Annotated in this window: 17 protein-coding genes; 5 read left to right on the forward strand and 12 right to left on the reverse strand. The window is 50.6% G+C overall.

Annotation, left to right across the window (positions count from 1 at the left end; all coding sequences use genetic code 11):
• Positions 1–171: transposase (locus C7B82_RS20890; RefSeq protein WP_146141230.1), on the forward strand; the 171-nt coding region annotated here is incomplete at its 5' end.
• 133 nt (positions 172–304) lie between these two features.
• On the opposite strand, the gene C7B82_RS20895 is transcribed toward C7B82_RS20890, so the two are convergent.
• Both C7B82_RS20895 and cobS read right to left on the reverse strand, forming a co-directional pair.
• Positions 305–535, reverse strand: coding sequence for a type II toxin-antitoxin system HicB family antitoxin (locus tag C7B82_RS20895; protein ID WP_106258284.1), 231 nt, complete (start codon positions 533–535; stop codon positions 305–307).
• 331 nt (positions 536–866) lie between these two features.
• Positions 867–1,622: an adenosylcobinamide-GDP ribazoletransferase gene (gene cobS, locus C7B82_RS20905; protein ID WP_106258285.1), complete on the reverse strand. Its 756-nt coding sequence runs from the start codon at positions 1,620–1,622 to the stop codon at positions 867–869.
• 562 nt (positions 1,623–2,184) lie between these two features.
• Here cobS and C7B82_RS20910 point away from each other — a divergent pair.
• The 4 genes from C7B82_RS20910 to C7B82_RS20925 all read left to right on the forward strand — a co-directional run bounded on the left by C7B82_RS20910 (position 2,185) and on the right by C7B82_RS20925 (position 6,671).
• Complete coding sequence (locus C7B82_RS20910; protein ID WP_106258287.1) at positions 2,185–2,643, forward strand: hypothetical protein; 459 nt, start codon at positions 2,185–2,187, stop codon at positions 2,641–2,643.
• 189 nt (positions 2,644–2,832) lie between these two features.
• Positions 2,833–3,915 (forward strand): tRNA guanosine(34) transglycosylase Tgt, encoded by a 1,083-nt coding sequence (gene tgt / locus C7B82_RS20915; protein ID WP_339375296.1) that lies wholly within the window; start codon positions 2,833–2,835, stop codon positions 3,913–3,915.
• Between the two features lie 373 nt (positions 3,916–4,288).
• Complete coding sequence (locus tag C7B82_RS20920) at positions 4,289–4,426, forward strand: photosystem II reaction center protein K (protein ID WP_036531950.1); 138 nt, start codon at positions 4,289–4,291, stop codon at positions 4,424–4,426.
• A 280-nt stretch (positions 4,427–4,706) separates the two neighbouring features.
• The gene (locus C7B82_RS20925) at positions 4,707–6,671 is read left to right on the forward strand and encodes a protein kinase domain-containing protein (RefSeq protein WP_106258291.1); all 1,965 of its coding nucleotides are present in this window, start codon (positions 4,707–4,709) and stop codon (positions 6,669–6,671) included.
• 63 nt (positions 6,672–6,734) lie between these two features.
• Here C7B82_RS20925 and C7B82_RS20930 read toward each other — a convergent pair whose 3' ends face one another.
• From C7B82_RS20930 to C7B82_RS20975, 10 genes are all read right to left on the reverse strand, one after another.
• A complete protein-coding gene (locus tag C7B82_RS20930) occupies positions 6,735–6,944 on the reverse strand; it encodes a hypothetical protein (protein ID WP_106258293.1) in 210 nt (69 codons plus the stop codon).
• Between the two features lie 282 nt (positions 6,945–7,226).
• Positions 7,227–7,691, reverse strand: coding sequence for an SH3 domain-containing protein (locus C7B82_RS20935; RefSeq protein ID WP_106258295.1), 465 nt, complete (start codon positions 7,689–7,691; stop codon positions 7,227–7,229).
• Positions 7,692–7,731: 40 nt separating this feature from the next.
• Complete coding sequence (locus tag C7B82_RS20940) at positions 7,732–9,255, reverse strand: AAA family ATPase (RefSeq protein ID WP_106258296.1); 1,524 nt, start codon at positions 9,253–9,255, stop codon at positions 7,732–7,734.
• Positions 9,256–9,323: 68 nt separating this feature from the next.
• A complete protein-coding gene (locus tag C7B82_RS20945; protein ID WP_106258298.1) occupies positions 9,324–9,830 on the reverse strand; it encodes a YceD family protein in 507 nt (168 codons plus the stop codon).
• Positions 9,831–9,952: 122 nt separating this feature from the next.
• A complete protein-coding gene (locus tag C7B82_RS20950; protein ID WP_106258299.1) occupies positions 9,953–10,444 on the reverse strand; it encodes a Jag family protein in 492 nt (163 codons plus the stop codon).
• A gap of 8 nt (positions 10,445–10,452) precedes the next feature.
• Positions 10,453–11,841, reverse strand: a complete 1,389-nt coding sequence (gene yidC, locus C7B82_RS20955; protein WP_106258301.1) for a membrane protein insertase YidC — start codon at positions 11,839–11,841, stop codon at positions 10,453–10,455.
• A gap of 193 nt (positions 11,842–12,034) precedes the next feature.
• The gene (locus C7B82_RS20960) at positions 12,035–12,433 is read right to left on the reverse strand and encodes a PH domain-containing protein (RefSeq protein ID WP_106258302.1); all 399 of its coding nucleotides are present in this window, start codon (positions 12,431–12,433) and stop codon (positions 12,035–12,037) included.
• A complete protein-coding gene (rnpA, locus tag C7B82_RS20965; protein WP_106258304.1) occupies positions 12,423–12,833 on the reverse strand; it encodes a ribonuclease P protein component in 411 nt (136 codons plus the stop codon). The genes C7B82_RS20960 and rnpA overlap by 11 nt, the downstream gene beginning before the upstream one ends.
• A 26-nt stretch (positions 12,834–12,859) precedes the next feature.
• Positions 12,860–13,000 carry a 50S ribosomal protein L34 gene (rpmH, locus tag C7B82_RS20970; protein ID WP_106258305.1) on the reverse strand — a complete coding sequence of 47 codons (141 nt, stop codon included), beginning with the start codon at positions 12,998–13,000 and terminating at the stop codon, positions 12,860–12,862.
• Between the two features lie 145 nt (positions 13,001–13,145).
• On the reverse strand, positions 13,146–13,682 hold the full coding sequence (locus C7B82_RS20975) for a DUF2808 domain-containing protein (RefSeq protein ID WP_106258307.1): 537 nt from the start codon (positions 13,680–13,682) through the stop codon (positions 13,146–13,148).
• Between the last annotated feature and the right edge of the window lie 248 nt (positions 13,683–13,930).

Raw genomic sequence — 13,930 nt, forward strand, 5'->3', positions numbered from 1 at the left:
ACGGTGATTCCGAAACGATGGGTGGTGGAGCGGACTTATGCTTGGTTTGGTCATTACCGTCGCTTAAGCAAAGACTATGAATTTTTGGCAACGACTAGCGAAGTGATGCTTTATGCCGCTATGGTACATCTCATGGTGCGACGCTTAAAGCCTGAAACTCACGCTGGGTAAGCTGTCCTCAAACTTTTCAAACAGGTTCTAAAGAAGACAAGCGACAGTAGATGGCAACGTTAAGAGAAACCGGGTTTCTGACTGCAACTTAGAGCCTTGCGATGTGCGTCTCAAAAAAACCGGTTTCTGAGCTTCAAATGCCATCCAATATTGGCAACGGGTGCCCCAATTTCAGACCAACCACAATCCAATCTTCTAAGGTCGATCGCAGCTCATCTTCACAGGCTCTCAGCGTCTCACCAAACGCGATCACACCTTTACAGGCTGGAATACGACCAGCAAACGTCAGATCTTCTAGCTTGTCATAAGCCGCTTGAGCCATTCCCCGATCGACATAATCACTGAGAATAAATTTTGTAGTCATGACGTGAAACTCCTTAGCTAGTAACAGATTAACGTAGCTTGGAGGGAGGCGGGAATAGGGCAGAGCCGCTATGGAAAAAGATTCGCTATGGCAAAGAGGTCGATGCGCTGCTGGTCGAACTATCCGATGAGCCGATCGCCTAGGCGAAAACGATTGACAAGTGATCTTGCACTATTCCGATGATGAAAAGCTCGTCTTCATCGAGATCTTAGGAGATTTCTAGCAAACAAAAGACCCGTAGAGGTAGATTTGACACCAAAGCGATCGGCTGGAGGCAAAACCTGCCTTCTACCAAGCGGTACCTTTTTTCTCAGAAAGCACCCAGGATTTCTTAAACAATGATCGTCATCAAACACAACAACAACGCTTCTGTCCATTCGACAACAGCGCCATAGGTATCGCCTGTATGTCCACCCAGTTGTTGGTTGAACCAGGCTCCAGTGAACAGCGCGATCGCGACGCCGCTCAAGCTCGTTAAACCGACTGTAAACCAGGGTGTTGGACTGAGCCATCCTTGCAACCCACTGCATGCCAGCAACAGCACCAGGGTGGGTGCGGCCTCCCACGGGGATCGCAGTCCCGCTTTGTGAAAGGCACCCTTTCCTTCGGGCTTGAGGTAGGGATAACGAACGATCGCGACCACTTGGCCCCAACGCCCCCAACCCGCTACTAGCATCAGCACAAGCCAGCGGTGAGAGGTTATATCAGCAAATGCTGCAACTTTGAGCAACAGGATGATGACTGCTGCCATTGCTCCAAAGGCACCCGTGCGGCTGTCTGCCATCACCTGGAGACGACGCTTTGGGTCGAGAACGGCTAGCCCATCGGCAGTATCCATTGCGCCATCTAAATGCAACCCTCCTGTAAGGGCAACCCAAACAGCTACGACGATCGCGCTACGGGCTAGCATGGGCATGGTCAAAATAGACAGACCGCGGTCAAGCAGTCCCAATAGGCTGCCGATCATCAAGCCCACAAGCGGTGCCCATCGGGCAATACCGCTAAAGGTGAGTAGCCAGTACTGGGGCACGGGAAGGCAGGTATAGAAGGCGATCGCTCCAAGAAACGTCGAAAGTTGCTTTACCATTACTCCCAGCTTGATTGAGATGAGTGGGTACAGCTTAAAGCTCATGAAGAAAGTGCTTACAAGCTGCTTGTGAACTGCTAGATCAGTGTTCTAGATCAGTGCTTGTGTTATGAAATCTTGATGTTTCCGTGGTCTGGCTGACGCGCTCAATCGTGGTTTATAGACATAATTAAAAGATTCGTCCTACCTTTGCGTTCCGCAATGAGGGAGAGCGCTTCGCCAATTCAGTACATTTCATCAGGAGCGAGCTGAAAAACTTAGGATAGAATTGTTTCATACACTACTGAACCATGCTTTCTCAGCGTACGCTAGCCCCCGCAGAATCTGCCTTTGAGTCAATCGTTCTTGCCCCGAAGACCTTATTCATAGAGGTTTTTTAACATTACTCTATACCGCTCTCGGTGCTTCATCCTCTCCTCCACTAGGCAGGATTGATCGCTGCATTCTAATTTTTCACCGTTCTACTCAGCCTCCAGCGCTGAAATTTTTCAAATTTGTTATCCCGCTGTTACACATTCGCTATCTGAGCCATCGGCTCACCTAGACCAGAGGCGTTCTCTTTATGAGTCACGATCAGTTTTTTCGCAGTGAACAGTTGCCTGCTCCCTGCATTGTTGACACCGGAACCATTGTTAATAAGCAGGACATGCTGCGGCTGCTGGCAGACCTGAGCCGCGTCCGTTATATTCATACGCAGGATGGCACACTCACCAGCGAAGGCGAGGGCCATGTACTGGAAGTTTTCGCCGATCCGCAACGGTCTACTCTGATTGCGAATCATGCACTCTATCTGAATGTCCATAGCTTTGACTATTTGGAGCTCGGTAAATCAGTTGAACAAGAGCCCTGGTTCAACCTCATCCAAGATGGTCGTCAACTCCGCCTCATTCCGCTTTCTAACCCAATGATTGAGCAAAATCATCACCGCCTCAACGTAGCCGCCTTAGAAGCGGTGGTTGCAGAGGTGCTGTCAGCCAATTGGGATGTTCAAATTGATGATGAAGAGCACTTTTCTTTCTAGCAGCTTTTGCAAACAGCAGTTATTAGACGAGTGGAGCCCGTGATTGCAGCTCTTCGCTCGTTGACACAACCGGCTGCTGACCTTACTTTTGTTTGAGGGTTTCTGATAACGCGTCTTTTTTCATACTTCTAGCGATCCTTTCACATTCACGAACTCTTGACTACTGGCTTTTCGTTTACGTGCCAAGCTTTGTGCTGCAAAACTAAGGCACGGGCAGGAATCTTTGCAACGCCGCATGGGCTAGTGGAAACACCCCGCTTTATGCCCGTTGGTACACTGGCAAATGTCAAAACAGTGACACCTGAACAGTTGCGGGCGACTGGGGCACAGCTCGTTTTAGCAAATACCTATCATCTCCATCTCCAACCTGGAGAAGATATTGTGGCACGAGCAGGCGGACTACATCGCTTCATGGCGTGGGATGGCCCAATCTTGACGGATTCGGGCGGTTTTCAGGTGTTTAGCCTGAGCGAAATGCGAACGATCGCCGAAGAGGGGGTGACGTTTCGATCTCCCCGTGATGGGCAGATGATTCACCTGACACCGGAGCGCTCGATCGCCATCCAAAATGCTCTGGGAGCGGATGTCATCATGGCGTTTGACGAATGTCCGCCCTATCCAGCCAGTTACGATAATGTGATGGATTCTACAGAGCGCACCTATCGTTGGCTAAAACGCTGCCTGGCAGAACATCAACGCTCTGATCAGGCGCTTTTCGGTATCGTTCAGGGTGGCGTGTACCCTGAGCTGCGACACAATGCAGCGGCACAACTGGCACAACTTGATTTGCCAGGCTACGCGATCGGAGGCGTGAGCGTAGGGGAACCCGCTGAGCTGATCGAGGCCATTGTGCAGGCCACAACGCCACTGCTGCCACCAGACAAGCCCCGCTACTTGATGGGCGTTGGCACCTATCGAGAAATGGTGCAGGCGATCGCGGCTGGCGTCGATCTGTTTGATTGCGTGATCCCAACACGGTTGGCGCGGCATGGCAATGCTCTGGTGCAGGGCGATCGCTGGAATCTGCGTAACGCTAAATTTCGCGAAGACTTTACGGCTTTAGATGCATCCTGTGCTTGTTACACCTGCCAAAACTTCAGTCGTGCTTACCTCAGTCATTTGTTGCGATCGCAAGAGTTACTCGCGTACACGCTGCTTTCGATTCATAACATTACTGAGCTGGTGCAGTTCACCCAAGCCATTCGTCGCGCAATTTTCAACGGCAGTTTTACAGCCGAGTTTGGACATTGGCTGTCGGCAAGCACCTATTAGTCGGTGACTAGAAGACATTAGACGATCACAGATTAAACGCTTGCTCGATCAAGCTTTTAGTTCTTTTAGTCGACTTTGCCCAGTGAGACCGTGATTTTCAATCACGGGCAGGTGACGCCATGAGCGAGGATTGTTCAAACACCTTCTAAACGACGTTCGCTGCAAAGTTAGCCAGTCGTAGGTGTGTGGCGCTCCGCGATCGCTCTACTGCTGCTTGAGAGCAAACTCACTTCTATAGACCGCTGTACGATCGCCATTTGATCGTCGTTTAATTTTTCTCAACACTCCTTTAAGCTTGACTCTGATGCAAGACTCATAGCATGGTAAAATCAGGAGAAATTCTGAAGTTCTTGCTGAAGAGGTCATTTATAACATGGAAGCAGCCTTGCTCTTAGCAAAATTGCCCGAAGCTTATGCCATTTTCGATCCACTGGTGGACGTTTTACCAGTGATTCCAGTCTTCTTCCTGCTGCTGGCGTTTGTTTGGCAGGCAGCCGTCGGTTTTAGATAATTGCATTGAGCAAAACGACATCAAAAGGTTTTGTAAGGGCAGGCTACTGGTCTGCCTTTTTTAATTAGTCTATTTTTTGATGCAGTCTGGGTACAAAACAGCCAGATCTCAAAATGTGTGCAATTTCCTGGCTGTTCGCGATCGCGGCACGCTAAATCGATCAATAGTCACTGACGATTGCATCTAACCAGCCTCCTTTGACAATTCTATAAAGCGTTCCGGTGAGTAGGAAAGCTTACCAGCATCTACGATAGACATAAACGCTTTTTTGCTCCTCAGTATGAGCTACTGTCTTAACCCTTACTGTCGTGCACCCCAGAACCCTGATACGGCCAAGTTCTGCTCGACCTGTGGATTTAAACTGCTGCTGGGCGATCGTTACCGAGCGTTACAACCGATTGGAAGGGGTGGTTTCGGCAGAACATTTTTAGCCGTAGATGAGTACAAACCATCACAACCGTCGTGCGTCATCAAACAATTTTTTCCGCAGAACCGTAGTTTTTACGACCCTGAACACGCGCGGGCCTTGTTTCGGCGTGAAGCGGTGCAGTTAGAAGCCTTAGGCGAACATCCTCAAATTCCGCAGCTTTTGGCGCATTTTGAGCAGGCAGAGTATCAATACTTGGTACAAGAGTTTATTGACGGCCCCAATCTCCTGCAGGAAACCGCTAGAAGGGGCGCCTTTACCGAAGAGCAGGTTTGGCAGCTGTTGAACGATCTACTGCCCGTGATCGCGTTTATTCATAGCCATCAAGTCATTCACCGGGATATCAAACCGCAGAACATTATTCGTCGTGCTGCAACGCAGCAGTTTGTGCTGGTTGATTTTGGTGCGGCTAAAACGATGACAGGCTCTGATGTCTCGCAAACTGGAACGAGTATTGGTAGTCCTGTGTTTGCCGCACCAGAGCAGGCGATCGGGAAGGCCATTTTTGCCAGCGACCTTTATAGTTTAGGCGTGACCTGTATCTATCTGCTGACTCAGGTACCACCGGCAGACTTGTTTGATACGGAGGAAGGCAACTGGCAATGGCAGCGATACCTCAAGCATCCAGTGAGTGGGGCGTTGGGCAAGATTCTGAATAAAATGCTGCAAGGTGCGGTAAAACGGCGCTATCAATTAGCAGCCGATGTGTTGCGCGACCTCAATTCACCAGTAGTAATGGACGCACTCCATCTCTCGACAGACGGCTACCGTTTGCCGACGCAAACTGCTCAGCCTGCTCACAGCGCAGAGTTAGCACGATCGCCCAGCCCCTCAACAACCTCTCCGGTGGCACTTGAAACAACGGCCCCCGTGACTCAATTGTCTGGGCTGCAAGCAGCTGCAAGCTGGGTTTGTACGCAGACGTTGACGGATCATTCAAGCTGGGTACGATCGGTCGTTATTCATCCTGATGCAACAAGCATTGCCAGCGGTAGTGGCGATCGCACCATCAAAATCTGGGATTTAGCAACGGGCGCTTTACTGCGGACGCTATCAGCCAATGCAGGATGGGTGCGGGCGATCGCGGTTAGTGCGGATGGGCAAACCCTCGCGAATTGTAATAACGATCGACGCCTCGTGCTGTGGCATTGGGAGACAGGCGAACGTCTGCAAACGCTTGATGGTCATTCTGATTGGGCTCGTGCGGTATGCTTTAGTCCCGATGGGCACCTGCTTGCCAGTGGTAGTCAAGACAAAACGATCCGACTATGGCAACTGCCAACCGGAGACGTGAAACAAGTCCTTGTGGGACACACGCACTGGGTCATTGCCGTCGCCTTTAGCCCCGATGGCAAGATGATCGCAAGCGGTAGTCGCGACAAAACCATACGTCTATGGGACACCAGCGCAGGCACCTTAGTTCACCTGCTAGAAGGTCATCAGGATGCTGTCAACGCGATCACCATTAGTCCTGATGGGCGCACACTCGCTAGTGCCAGCGACGACAGCACCATTCGCTTGTGGGATTTGCCAACTGGAAAACTCAAGCAGGTACTTTCTGATCACAAAGGTGCGGTTAACGCTTTAGCGATCGACCCAGATGGCACCACGTTAGTTAGTGGCAGTCAAGATACCACCATTAAGCTTTGGTCTTTGGCTACTGGAGTTCTGCTGGACTCTCTAGCGGGTCACACAAACTGGGTCTGGTCAGTGGCAATGAGTTCGCTTGCTCAGACCGACGTTAACACAACACCTGGAAAGGTCATTGTCAGCGGGAGTTGGGATGCTACAGTGAAAATTTGGCGGCAGCAAGTTTAAAGGTCTCGAATCGATAACGCTACGACTGTTACCTAGACTGTTTCCTCTGATGGCTTCTGTCCTTTATCGTTGTGGAAGTGGCTCGATCGCTACACATGCAGGTTTCACCGCATAGTCTCTTCCCGGAGCCACTTCGTTATAGTAACTGATCGCATTTTCAGCCGCCGCTAGCGATCGATACACCAGAGCCGCCGAAGGGCTAAGCGATAATGTCAACCAACCTCGCCAAATACCGACTAGCCAATCTTGATCGTTTACTTGAATAACATACATCTCTCTGACTTCCACTCGACATTAGCTTTAAACGGTCTAGATCTAAACGTGCCCCAGAGAAAGGCAGTCACACCTAGATATCCGATATGCTGAACCCTTAGAATATCAATTTTTAAGCGCCTAACGCCGTCATACAAGGCTTATAGCTTGTAGAGGCGAGAAATTTAGTTATCAGTTTTAGTTATGTATCGAGCGCTAATGACTGGCGCTTGTTCTGGTGCCCATTATCACTGTTCTTGAAGGCCGAAGGCTGTACAGCACCCTACGAATTGTGCCAGTACCTTACTGGTTCACTCGTTCGGTATAGCCAGCTTTAACCCATCCTTCTCGACCACCCTCCAATCTAACGCGCTGCCATTCTCGATCGGGACTTTCTTCCAGCACCGTAATGCGGGCATTGCTTGCAACACCACCGATGCGGGCAGCGTCCCGACTGGGGCTTTCACGCAAATTTAAACCCTGCGATAGCGTAATGCGTGCGCGGAAGCCAACCGTTTCGCTCGGCTTCGGTGAGGGCTTTGGGCTCACGCTAGGTTGAGGCGAAGCTTGCGTAGCCACTGGGGTGACTGAAGGTTTGGGCTGAGCTTTTGGTTTAGCCGTCGCATTGTCGTTTGGGAAGGTCGGTCTTGGAGGTGGAGCCGTGAACTGAGCGATGACGTACTGTGCAGCGAAGAAACACCCACCGACCATCAGCGCGATCGCCAGAAAAACCCCACTCAATACTTTGACTAAATCTGCCCAACTCATCGCTTTCAGACCTCTAGCGCTGGCAGCATTGTATCGTCTCTCAATCCGGTTGGTGCATCTGTCGCTGAATTCGGTTACTCAAGCTACTGTGTTTCGAAGCGAGGCGTGCTTTACCTGCCGCCGCCCATTCCTGTAGAAACTGAATTTGTTCTTGAGCCGTGTGAGCGAGCGGCACTGTCTGGCTAGCTGCCTCTAAAATATCATCGGTCGTAAAGTCCCGGGTTTGACTAAACCCAAGATGCATTGCCTCGATTAACGTCTGTTCAATTTCGGCTCCAGAGAAATCAGGGGTTTCATAGGCCAGGCGCTCCAAATCGTACTGTTTCAAGTTTTGTGGGCGCAGCCGCGATAGGTGGACGGAAAAGATTTCCTGCCGTTCTTCCTGACTGGGCAAGCCAACAAAGAAGATTTCGTCGAACCGGCCTTTGCGGAGCATTTCTGCGGGCAAGGATTGAATGTTGTTAGCAGTGGCAACCACAAAAACAGGGGTTGTCTTTTCGGCAAGCCAGGTAATAAACGTACCAAAGACGCGACTGGTCGTACCCGCATCCCCTCGACCATCAGCGCCAGAAAACGCTTTGTCAATCTCGTCAATCCACAAAATGCAGGGAGCCAACGCTTCAGCGAGTTGAATCATCTGGCGAGTGCGAGACTCAGATTCACCCACCAGACCAGCAAATAACCGTCCCACATCCAAGCGCAGTAGCGGTAAGTGCCAGTGATGCGCGATCGCCTTGGCTGTAAGCGACTTACCCGTACCTTGAATGCCAACCAGTAACAGGCCTCTAGGGTGGGGTAACCCATACTGCCGTGCACGTTCTGAAAAGGCACCACCGCGCCGCAACAGCCAGTCTTTTAGGTTATCCAGGCCACCAATATCAGAAATGTTCGCAGTGGTAGGATAAAAATCGAGAATTTGGGTTTGGCGGATAGTCTGCCGCTTTTCTTCTAGAATCAGGTCTACGTCTTCGGGTAGAAGTTCGCCATGAGTGGCGATCGCTCGCGCCAGTACGCGACGAATCCGCTCCATAGACAAGCCCTGGCAGGAACGCACCAACTCATCCAACACACGATTCTCCAGCAATCGACCTGTGGCGGCGAGCAACCGCTCCACCTCAAGCCGAATTTCGGCAGCGGCAGGCAGCGGAAATTCCAGAATGGTGAGCGCTTCACTCAGCTCATCAGGGATAGTGATTTGCGAGGACAAGATCACAATGTTCTTAGGCTGTGCCTTCAGCAGACGCGCTAGATTGCGCAACTTACGTGAAATGGCAACATCCTCCAGAAACCGCTGAAAGTCACGCAGGATAAAGATGGCTGCGGCTGCGGCTGGAAGTTTCTCGACAAATTCTAATGCTTGTAACGGATTGCGCTTGCCAAAACCAGCATCGTTAGGGTTCCCTTGATAGCCATCAACAAAATCCCAAATATACACAGCGCGATTACCCTGGTGTTTGGCAGATTGGGCGATCGCGGCTTCAATACGCTCTTCTTCACGGGTCGGAATGTAAATGAGCGTGTACCGTGCCCGTAGCAACAACTCAAACTCATCGCTGAAGCTCATGGCAGACTCACTCAAGAGGGCAAATTGATAGCGCGTGGACTCTTTGTTGATGATCGTCGGTTGAGGATCTAATGGCGAAGCTGATCCTTAAAGGTTTCCAGGGACGCCCAGCGACGATCGACCGTTGGGGTAGGCGTATCGATGGTGGTTAGCTCAATGCCCTTACAGGCTTGATCACACAACTGTCGCTGAGGAATTTCCAAACACAATTGCTCGTAAAGCCAGGTAGTGGGGTCAAAGTCCCCCTTCGGCGACAATGTTTCAATCAGATCTTCGGGAGCGATATCTCGGTCTAATAGTACGGGTTCGATCGCATCAGTCGTTTCATCAAGCCAGATGAGTTCAGAGGGTGCGATCGATAGACGGTAATTATATTGTTGCAAGCACCGATGGCACATGAGGGTCACGATCGTCTCTGCTTTGGCTGACACGTCGAGATAACTACCCTGATGAGTGACTTTTATCTGTCCTTGCACAGGGGTAAGGGTTTCAAGTCCAGGCACTAATTCGTTGAAGCTGATGACCTCAGTTTGTTGGGGTGCCCTGGTCAACTGCGGAATGTGGATTTTGTCCATCGGTTGGCTTCTCCTCTAACCAATGAGGTGCTCCTGAGTTAGTCAAGTTGCTTTGACTACAAGCACCCATGCATCAATGCTCTCACTGACTGAACCCACACAAGCGCGCAGGCTTATACCGATCAACCTTGTAAAGGACGGATGACCAGACGACGATCGGGCTCCTGACCACGACTAAAGGTTTCTAGATCACCATATTCCTTCAACATCGTATGCACCTGACGACGCTCGGCAGACGAGAGTGACTTAAGCTCAAACTCTGTGCCCGTCTTTCGCACTGCTGCTGCTGCCTGATCGGCAATATCTTTAAGTTCAGCGTAGCGGCGTAGTCGATAACCTGCCAACTCCACTGTAAAAGCTTTCTGCTGATCACGCTCTTGACTCAGATTCAGAATCGCGTTGGTCAAATATTGAATCGAATCCAGGACAGAACCACCGGGGCCTGTAATCAGTTCAATTTGGTCAGGGCTCAATGCTGCTTCATCGATCGTGAGCCAGTAACTCTCTTCAGCAAAGCTTGAATTTAGCTCAGCTGTGACTACTGCGGGTAAACCAGACAAACGCAGCAACTCTTCCAGCCACTGCTGTCCACGCTGCATTTGGTTGACATCCATACGCTACCTCAGGCTTCTTTTTCTGAACGCTCTAGTTCAGGAGACGGTACAGAATCTACACTGTCTGCCACTTCAACAGTGCTCTTATGGTCAGAGTTATGTTTTGAGTGATCAGTAGCAGTTGTAGGAGCAGGCTTCTCCGCAACGACTTCAGCCTTAACGTCTATAGGCTTAGACTCTTTTACTTTCGACTCCTTTGCCTTCACCCTCGACGTTTTGACTTTGGCTTCCGTGCCTTTCTTAGGCGTCGCCTTAGCATCAGGCTCTTTCTTTGTCTTCCCCGGTTCAAATGGCAGCACAGTAGCCTTGCTTTCGTTTGCCTTTTCTTCCGCCTCTACAAGCTTCTGGATCTCTTCCGGTAATGCTTCTCGCGATAGCACGAAGGTTTGAGCCGTTTGGAAGACGTTGGCGATCGTCATGTACATCAGTACCCCAGCCGGCAAGGGGAACCAGAAGAACATGCCTGAAAACAGGACTGGCGTAATCTTATTGATGGTTTCTTGCTGAGGGTTGGCGTTAGCGCTTTTACCCTGCCCCGAAAGCAATTGGTTGACATAGAGGCTGAGACCGAAGAAGACGATCATGCCAACGATATCCCAATGAATGACGCCATCAGGATCGATCGCACCAACCCGCCCCAGCTTATCGATAAACAAAAACCCTTTGTCGGCTGCAAGACCGGGGAGGATACTTTTGAGCGTGACATCACCGGGCTGCAACGCTTCGATCGTCCCATCATCGTTTAGCTTGACGCGCTCTGCACCACTCGCCACCTCAAAACGTGGAGCCAGCTTCGTCTCAGGGTATTCGTCCAGAAGAGTTTGTAACGACTTGCCCTCAACCGTTTGAAAATCAATTTTTGTCTTTTCACCGACCGCCAGTTTACTGCCGCCTGGAAGCAGTGCTGTAACGGGCGCATGGACGCCTTCCGAAACGTAGATATTTTGTGGTGGCGTCGTGAATGCCTGGGGTTGAATCTGCTCTAACTGCTCTTTCGGCAAGATCTGCAGATTAATTGAGTACGGTACATCTGAGAATGGCGATCCCCGTAGGGTTGCAAATAACGCAAACAGAATAGGCATCTGGAACAGAAGGGGCAGGCATCCGGCTAAGGGATTACCGAACTCCTTCATGACCTTGCCCATTTCTTCTTGTTGCTTGGCAGGATCATCCTTGTAGCGATCGCGAATCTCCTGCTGCCGCTTTTGCATCACAGGCTGCACAACCTTCATACGGCGCATACTGCGAATCGAACCTGCACTCAAGGGGTAGAGTGCAAAGCGAATGACCAACGTCAAAGCGACAATTGCTAATCCATAGCTCGGCACGATCCCGTAGAAAAAATCCAGGATCGGCAGCATTATATTGTTGGAAATAAACCCAATACCGAAGTCCATGCGCCGAATGTCGCCTCTCGTACGTTGTGCAGTTTGAATCTAGCAGTTTAAATCTAAATGTAGTCAATCTTATAGAGTTAGTTTCACCCAACCTACATTCGTTCAGCATACAGGTACGCAATGAACGATCGGCAAGTAGGGGTAATACACCAACGGAAGCGATCGCAACTGCTTTTTTTCTGCAACTGCCTTCCTAGCCCTGCCCACCTAGCGCACCGCTAGCAGATTGCGCTCTAGGGGTGCGCTTATCGTTAATGTAGTCGTAGGTAGCGCGGAAATTGGGAAGTGATCGTAACTCTAAGCGGCTACCGTCTTTGAGTGTAATGACCATATCACCCCAAAGACCCAAACCACGGGGAACCGTGACGACTTTAACAATTTCGGAATAGATAATGTCTGCACGATCGCGCCCCATCCAGCCGCCGATAACTGAAATACGCCGACTCGTAATGCGATAGCGTAGCCAGAATGCTCTGACAACTGCACCGACCGTCAACGGTAAGCAAATCACCGTAAAGCCTAATAGTAAATTTACGATCAGGTCGCCCACATGGGGGCCACCTTCATAGTAAATGTCTTCGCTAATGCCCATCGCATACCTCAGCGTTTACCAGTAACTGCTCTAATTCTTGCAGAAATTGTCGATAATCGCACTGTGTTGCCTCTGGGTGAACGATTACCACAATGTCCCAACCGGTTGGAAACCCGGGCAGCAACGAACGCACTGCTACCTTAAGCCACCGCTTAATACGATTGCGGACAACAGCGCGTTTACTCACCTTCTGGCTAATAGAGATCCCTACCCGTGTGTGCGGGACTACCTTAACGGCAGCTAATGCTTCCGTCCCGTCGTTGCTCTGCTTGGCGTCGCCGATAGCTGCTTTCCGCAGCACGATTATCGTCAAGAAGTTAGACTTTCGTCGCCTGCCTTTACGATAAACAGCATTAAAGTCCTGTCTGGACCTGAGACGGTTCGCTTTGGATAGTGCCACGTCCTCTACAGTGCTACAAAGCCGACCTAAGCGACGGCCAGACGGAAGCGTCCTTTGGTTCTGCGTGCTTGAATTACCCGGCGACCGGTTGCAGTCCTCATGCGAGCACGAAACCCAGAGGTTCTTTTGCGTTTGCGACTGGTGCCGCCTAAAGTTCGTTTTGTCATTGTTCGCGTCTCCCGCAGTTCCCCATTAGAGGCTCTAAAAAGCCACAGCTTCTAACTATACCATTCCTCAGGCTCATCAAAGCACATTCATTCGTATCCTTTGATGAGCCCACGATCGCCAGCAACAGGTGAAGCAGTGCTCAGGCTAGTTGTTGTCGATAGAAATAACCCAGGTACCGATGTAGCGGAGGAGTGGTGTATCGCCAGGCGATAGCACCTGGCAGTTGAAATAGTACACGCCCGAATTGGGATTGCGCACGTTAGCAAGCTGAATTTCGACGCTGCTGCCTGCCGGGACGGGATCAGTCGGGAAAATCTCGATGAAGTTGTTTTCCTTGTTCCAATTCACTTCTTGAAGCGGCACTGATTTGTTCTTCACGATTACTTCGACATCCTTCGTGTCGAATTGGCCTTTGAAGTAATCGGGATAGGCGATGGAAAACTGAGCCACTGCCAGCTTCATTTTTTTGGCAGGAATTCTCAAACGGTAGCGCTCACCGCTCACTCCAGCTCTGCCGCCAAAATCTAGGCGGTAGTTCAGGTTGTCTTCACCTTTAACACCACCAAAAATGGTTAGTCCAGGTAACCCCTGGGCAGCACTCAGCAGTGGAAGCCCTGCAACCAGGAGGCCTGCGATCGCCAGCCCAGAGACGGCGCGTTTAACAAAGGATCTAGGAAACATAGTCGGATTACTCAATTGGCAGAGATTAGTAAACGTTCGTTGATCTTCACGCTACACAGACTGTATCAGGATTGGTGAGTCAGATCACTCATGGCACCGATCAGCTTTAACGATCTGGATTCTAGATTCTAGAACCTAAAGTCCTGTTTTTCAGAGTAGAGGCAAATAAGGTCAAGGGCAAACAGCGTTCGCAGTCGCCTCGTCCGTCAGTGGAGCAAAGCTAGACCGGCAATTGTGGCCCGCTACCC

This window comes from Stenomitos frigidus ULC18 (assembly GCF_003003795.1).
In the GTDB taxonomy this organism is placed as follows: Bacteria; Cyanobacteriota; Cyanobacteriia; order Leptolyngbyales; family Leptolyngbyaceae; genus Stenomitos; species Stenomitos frigidus_A.

Bases quoted from the DNA above. Each gene is read 5' to 3' on its own strand.
- C7B82_RS20895 (WP_106258284.1), bottom strand. From the start codon at position 535: ATGACTACAAAATTTATTCTCAGTGATTATGTCGATCGGGGAATGGCT.
- cobS (WP_106258285.1), bottom strand. From the start codon at position 1,622: ATGGTAAAGCAACTTTCGACGTTTCTTGGAGCGATCGCCTTCTATACC.
- C7B82_RS20910 (WP_106258287.1), top strand. From the start codon at position 2,185: ATGAGTCACGATCAGTTTTTTCGCAGTGAACAGTTGCCTGCTCCCTGC.
- C7B82_RS20920 (WP_036531950.1), top strand. From the start codon at position 4,289: ATGGAAGCAGCCTTGCTCTTAGCAAAATTGCCCGAAGCTTATGCCATT.
- C7B82_RS20925 (WP_106258291.1), top strand. From the start codon at position 4,707: ATGAGCTACTGTCTTAACCCTTACTGTCGTGCACCCCAGAACCCTGAT.
- C7B82_RS20930 (WP_106258293.1), bottom strand. From the start codon at position 6,944: ATGTATGTTATTCAAGTAAACGATCAAGATTGGCTAGTCGGTATTTGG.
- C7B82_RS20935 (WP_106258295.1), bottom strand. From the start codon at position 7,691: ATGAGTTGGGCAGATTTAGTCAAAGTATTGAGTGGGGTTTTTCTGGCG.
- C7B82_RS20940 (WP_106258296.1), bottom strand. From the start codon at position 9,255: ATGAGCTTCAGCGATGAGTTTGAGTTGTTGCTACGGGCACGGTACACG.
- C7B82_RS20945 (WP_106258298.1), bottom strand. From the start codon at position 9,830: ATGGACAAAATCCACATTCCGCAGTTGACCAGGGCACCCCAACAAACT.
- C7B82_RS20950 (WP_106258299.1), bottom strand. From the start codon at position 10,444: ATGGATGTCAACCAAATGCAGCGTGGACAGCAGTGGCTGGAAGAGTTG.
- yidC (WP_106258301.1), bottom strand. From the start codon at position 11,841: ATGGACTTCGGTATTGGGTTTATTTCCAACAATATAATGCTGCCGATC.
- C7B82_RS20960 (WP_106258302.1), bottom strand. From the start codon at position 12,433: ATGGGCATTAGCGAAGACATTTACTATGAAGGTGGCCCCCATGTGGGC.
- rpmH (WP_106258305.1), bottom strand. From the start codon at position 13,000: ATGACAAAACGAACTTTAGGCGGCACCAGTCGCAAACGCAAAAGAACC.
- C7B82_RS20975 (WP_106258307.1), bottom strand. From the start codon at position 13,682: ATGTTTCCTAGATCCTTTGTTAAACGCGCCGTCTCTGGGCTGGCGATC.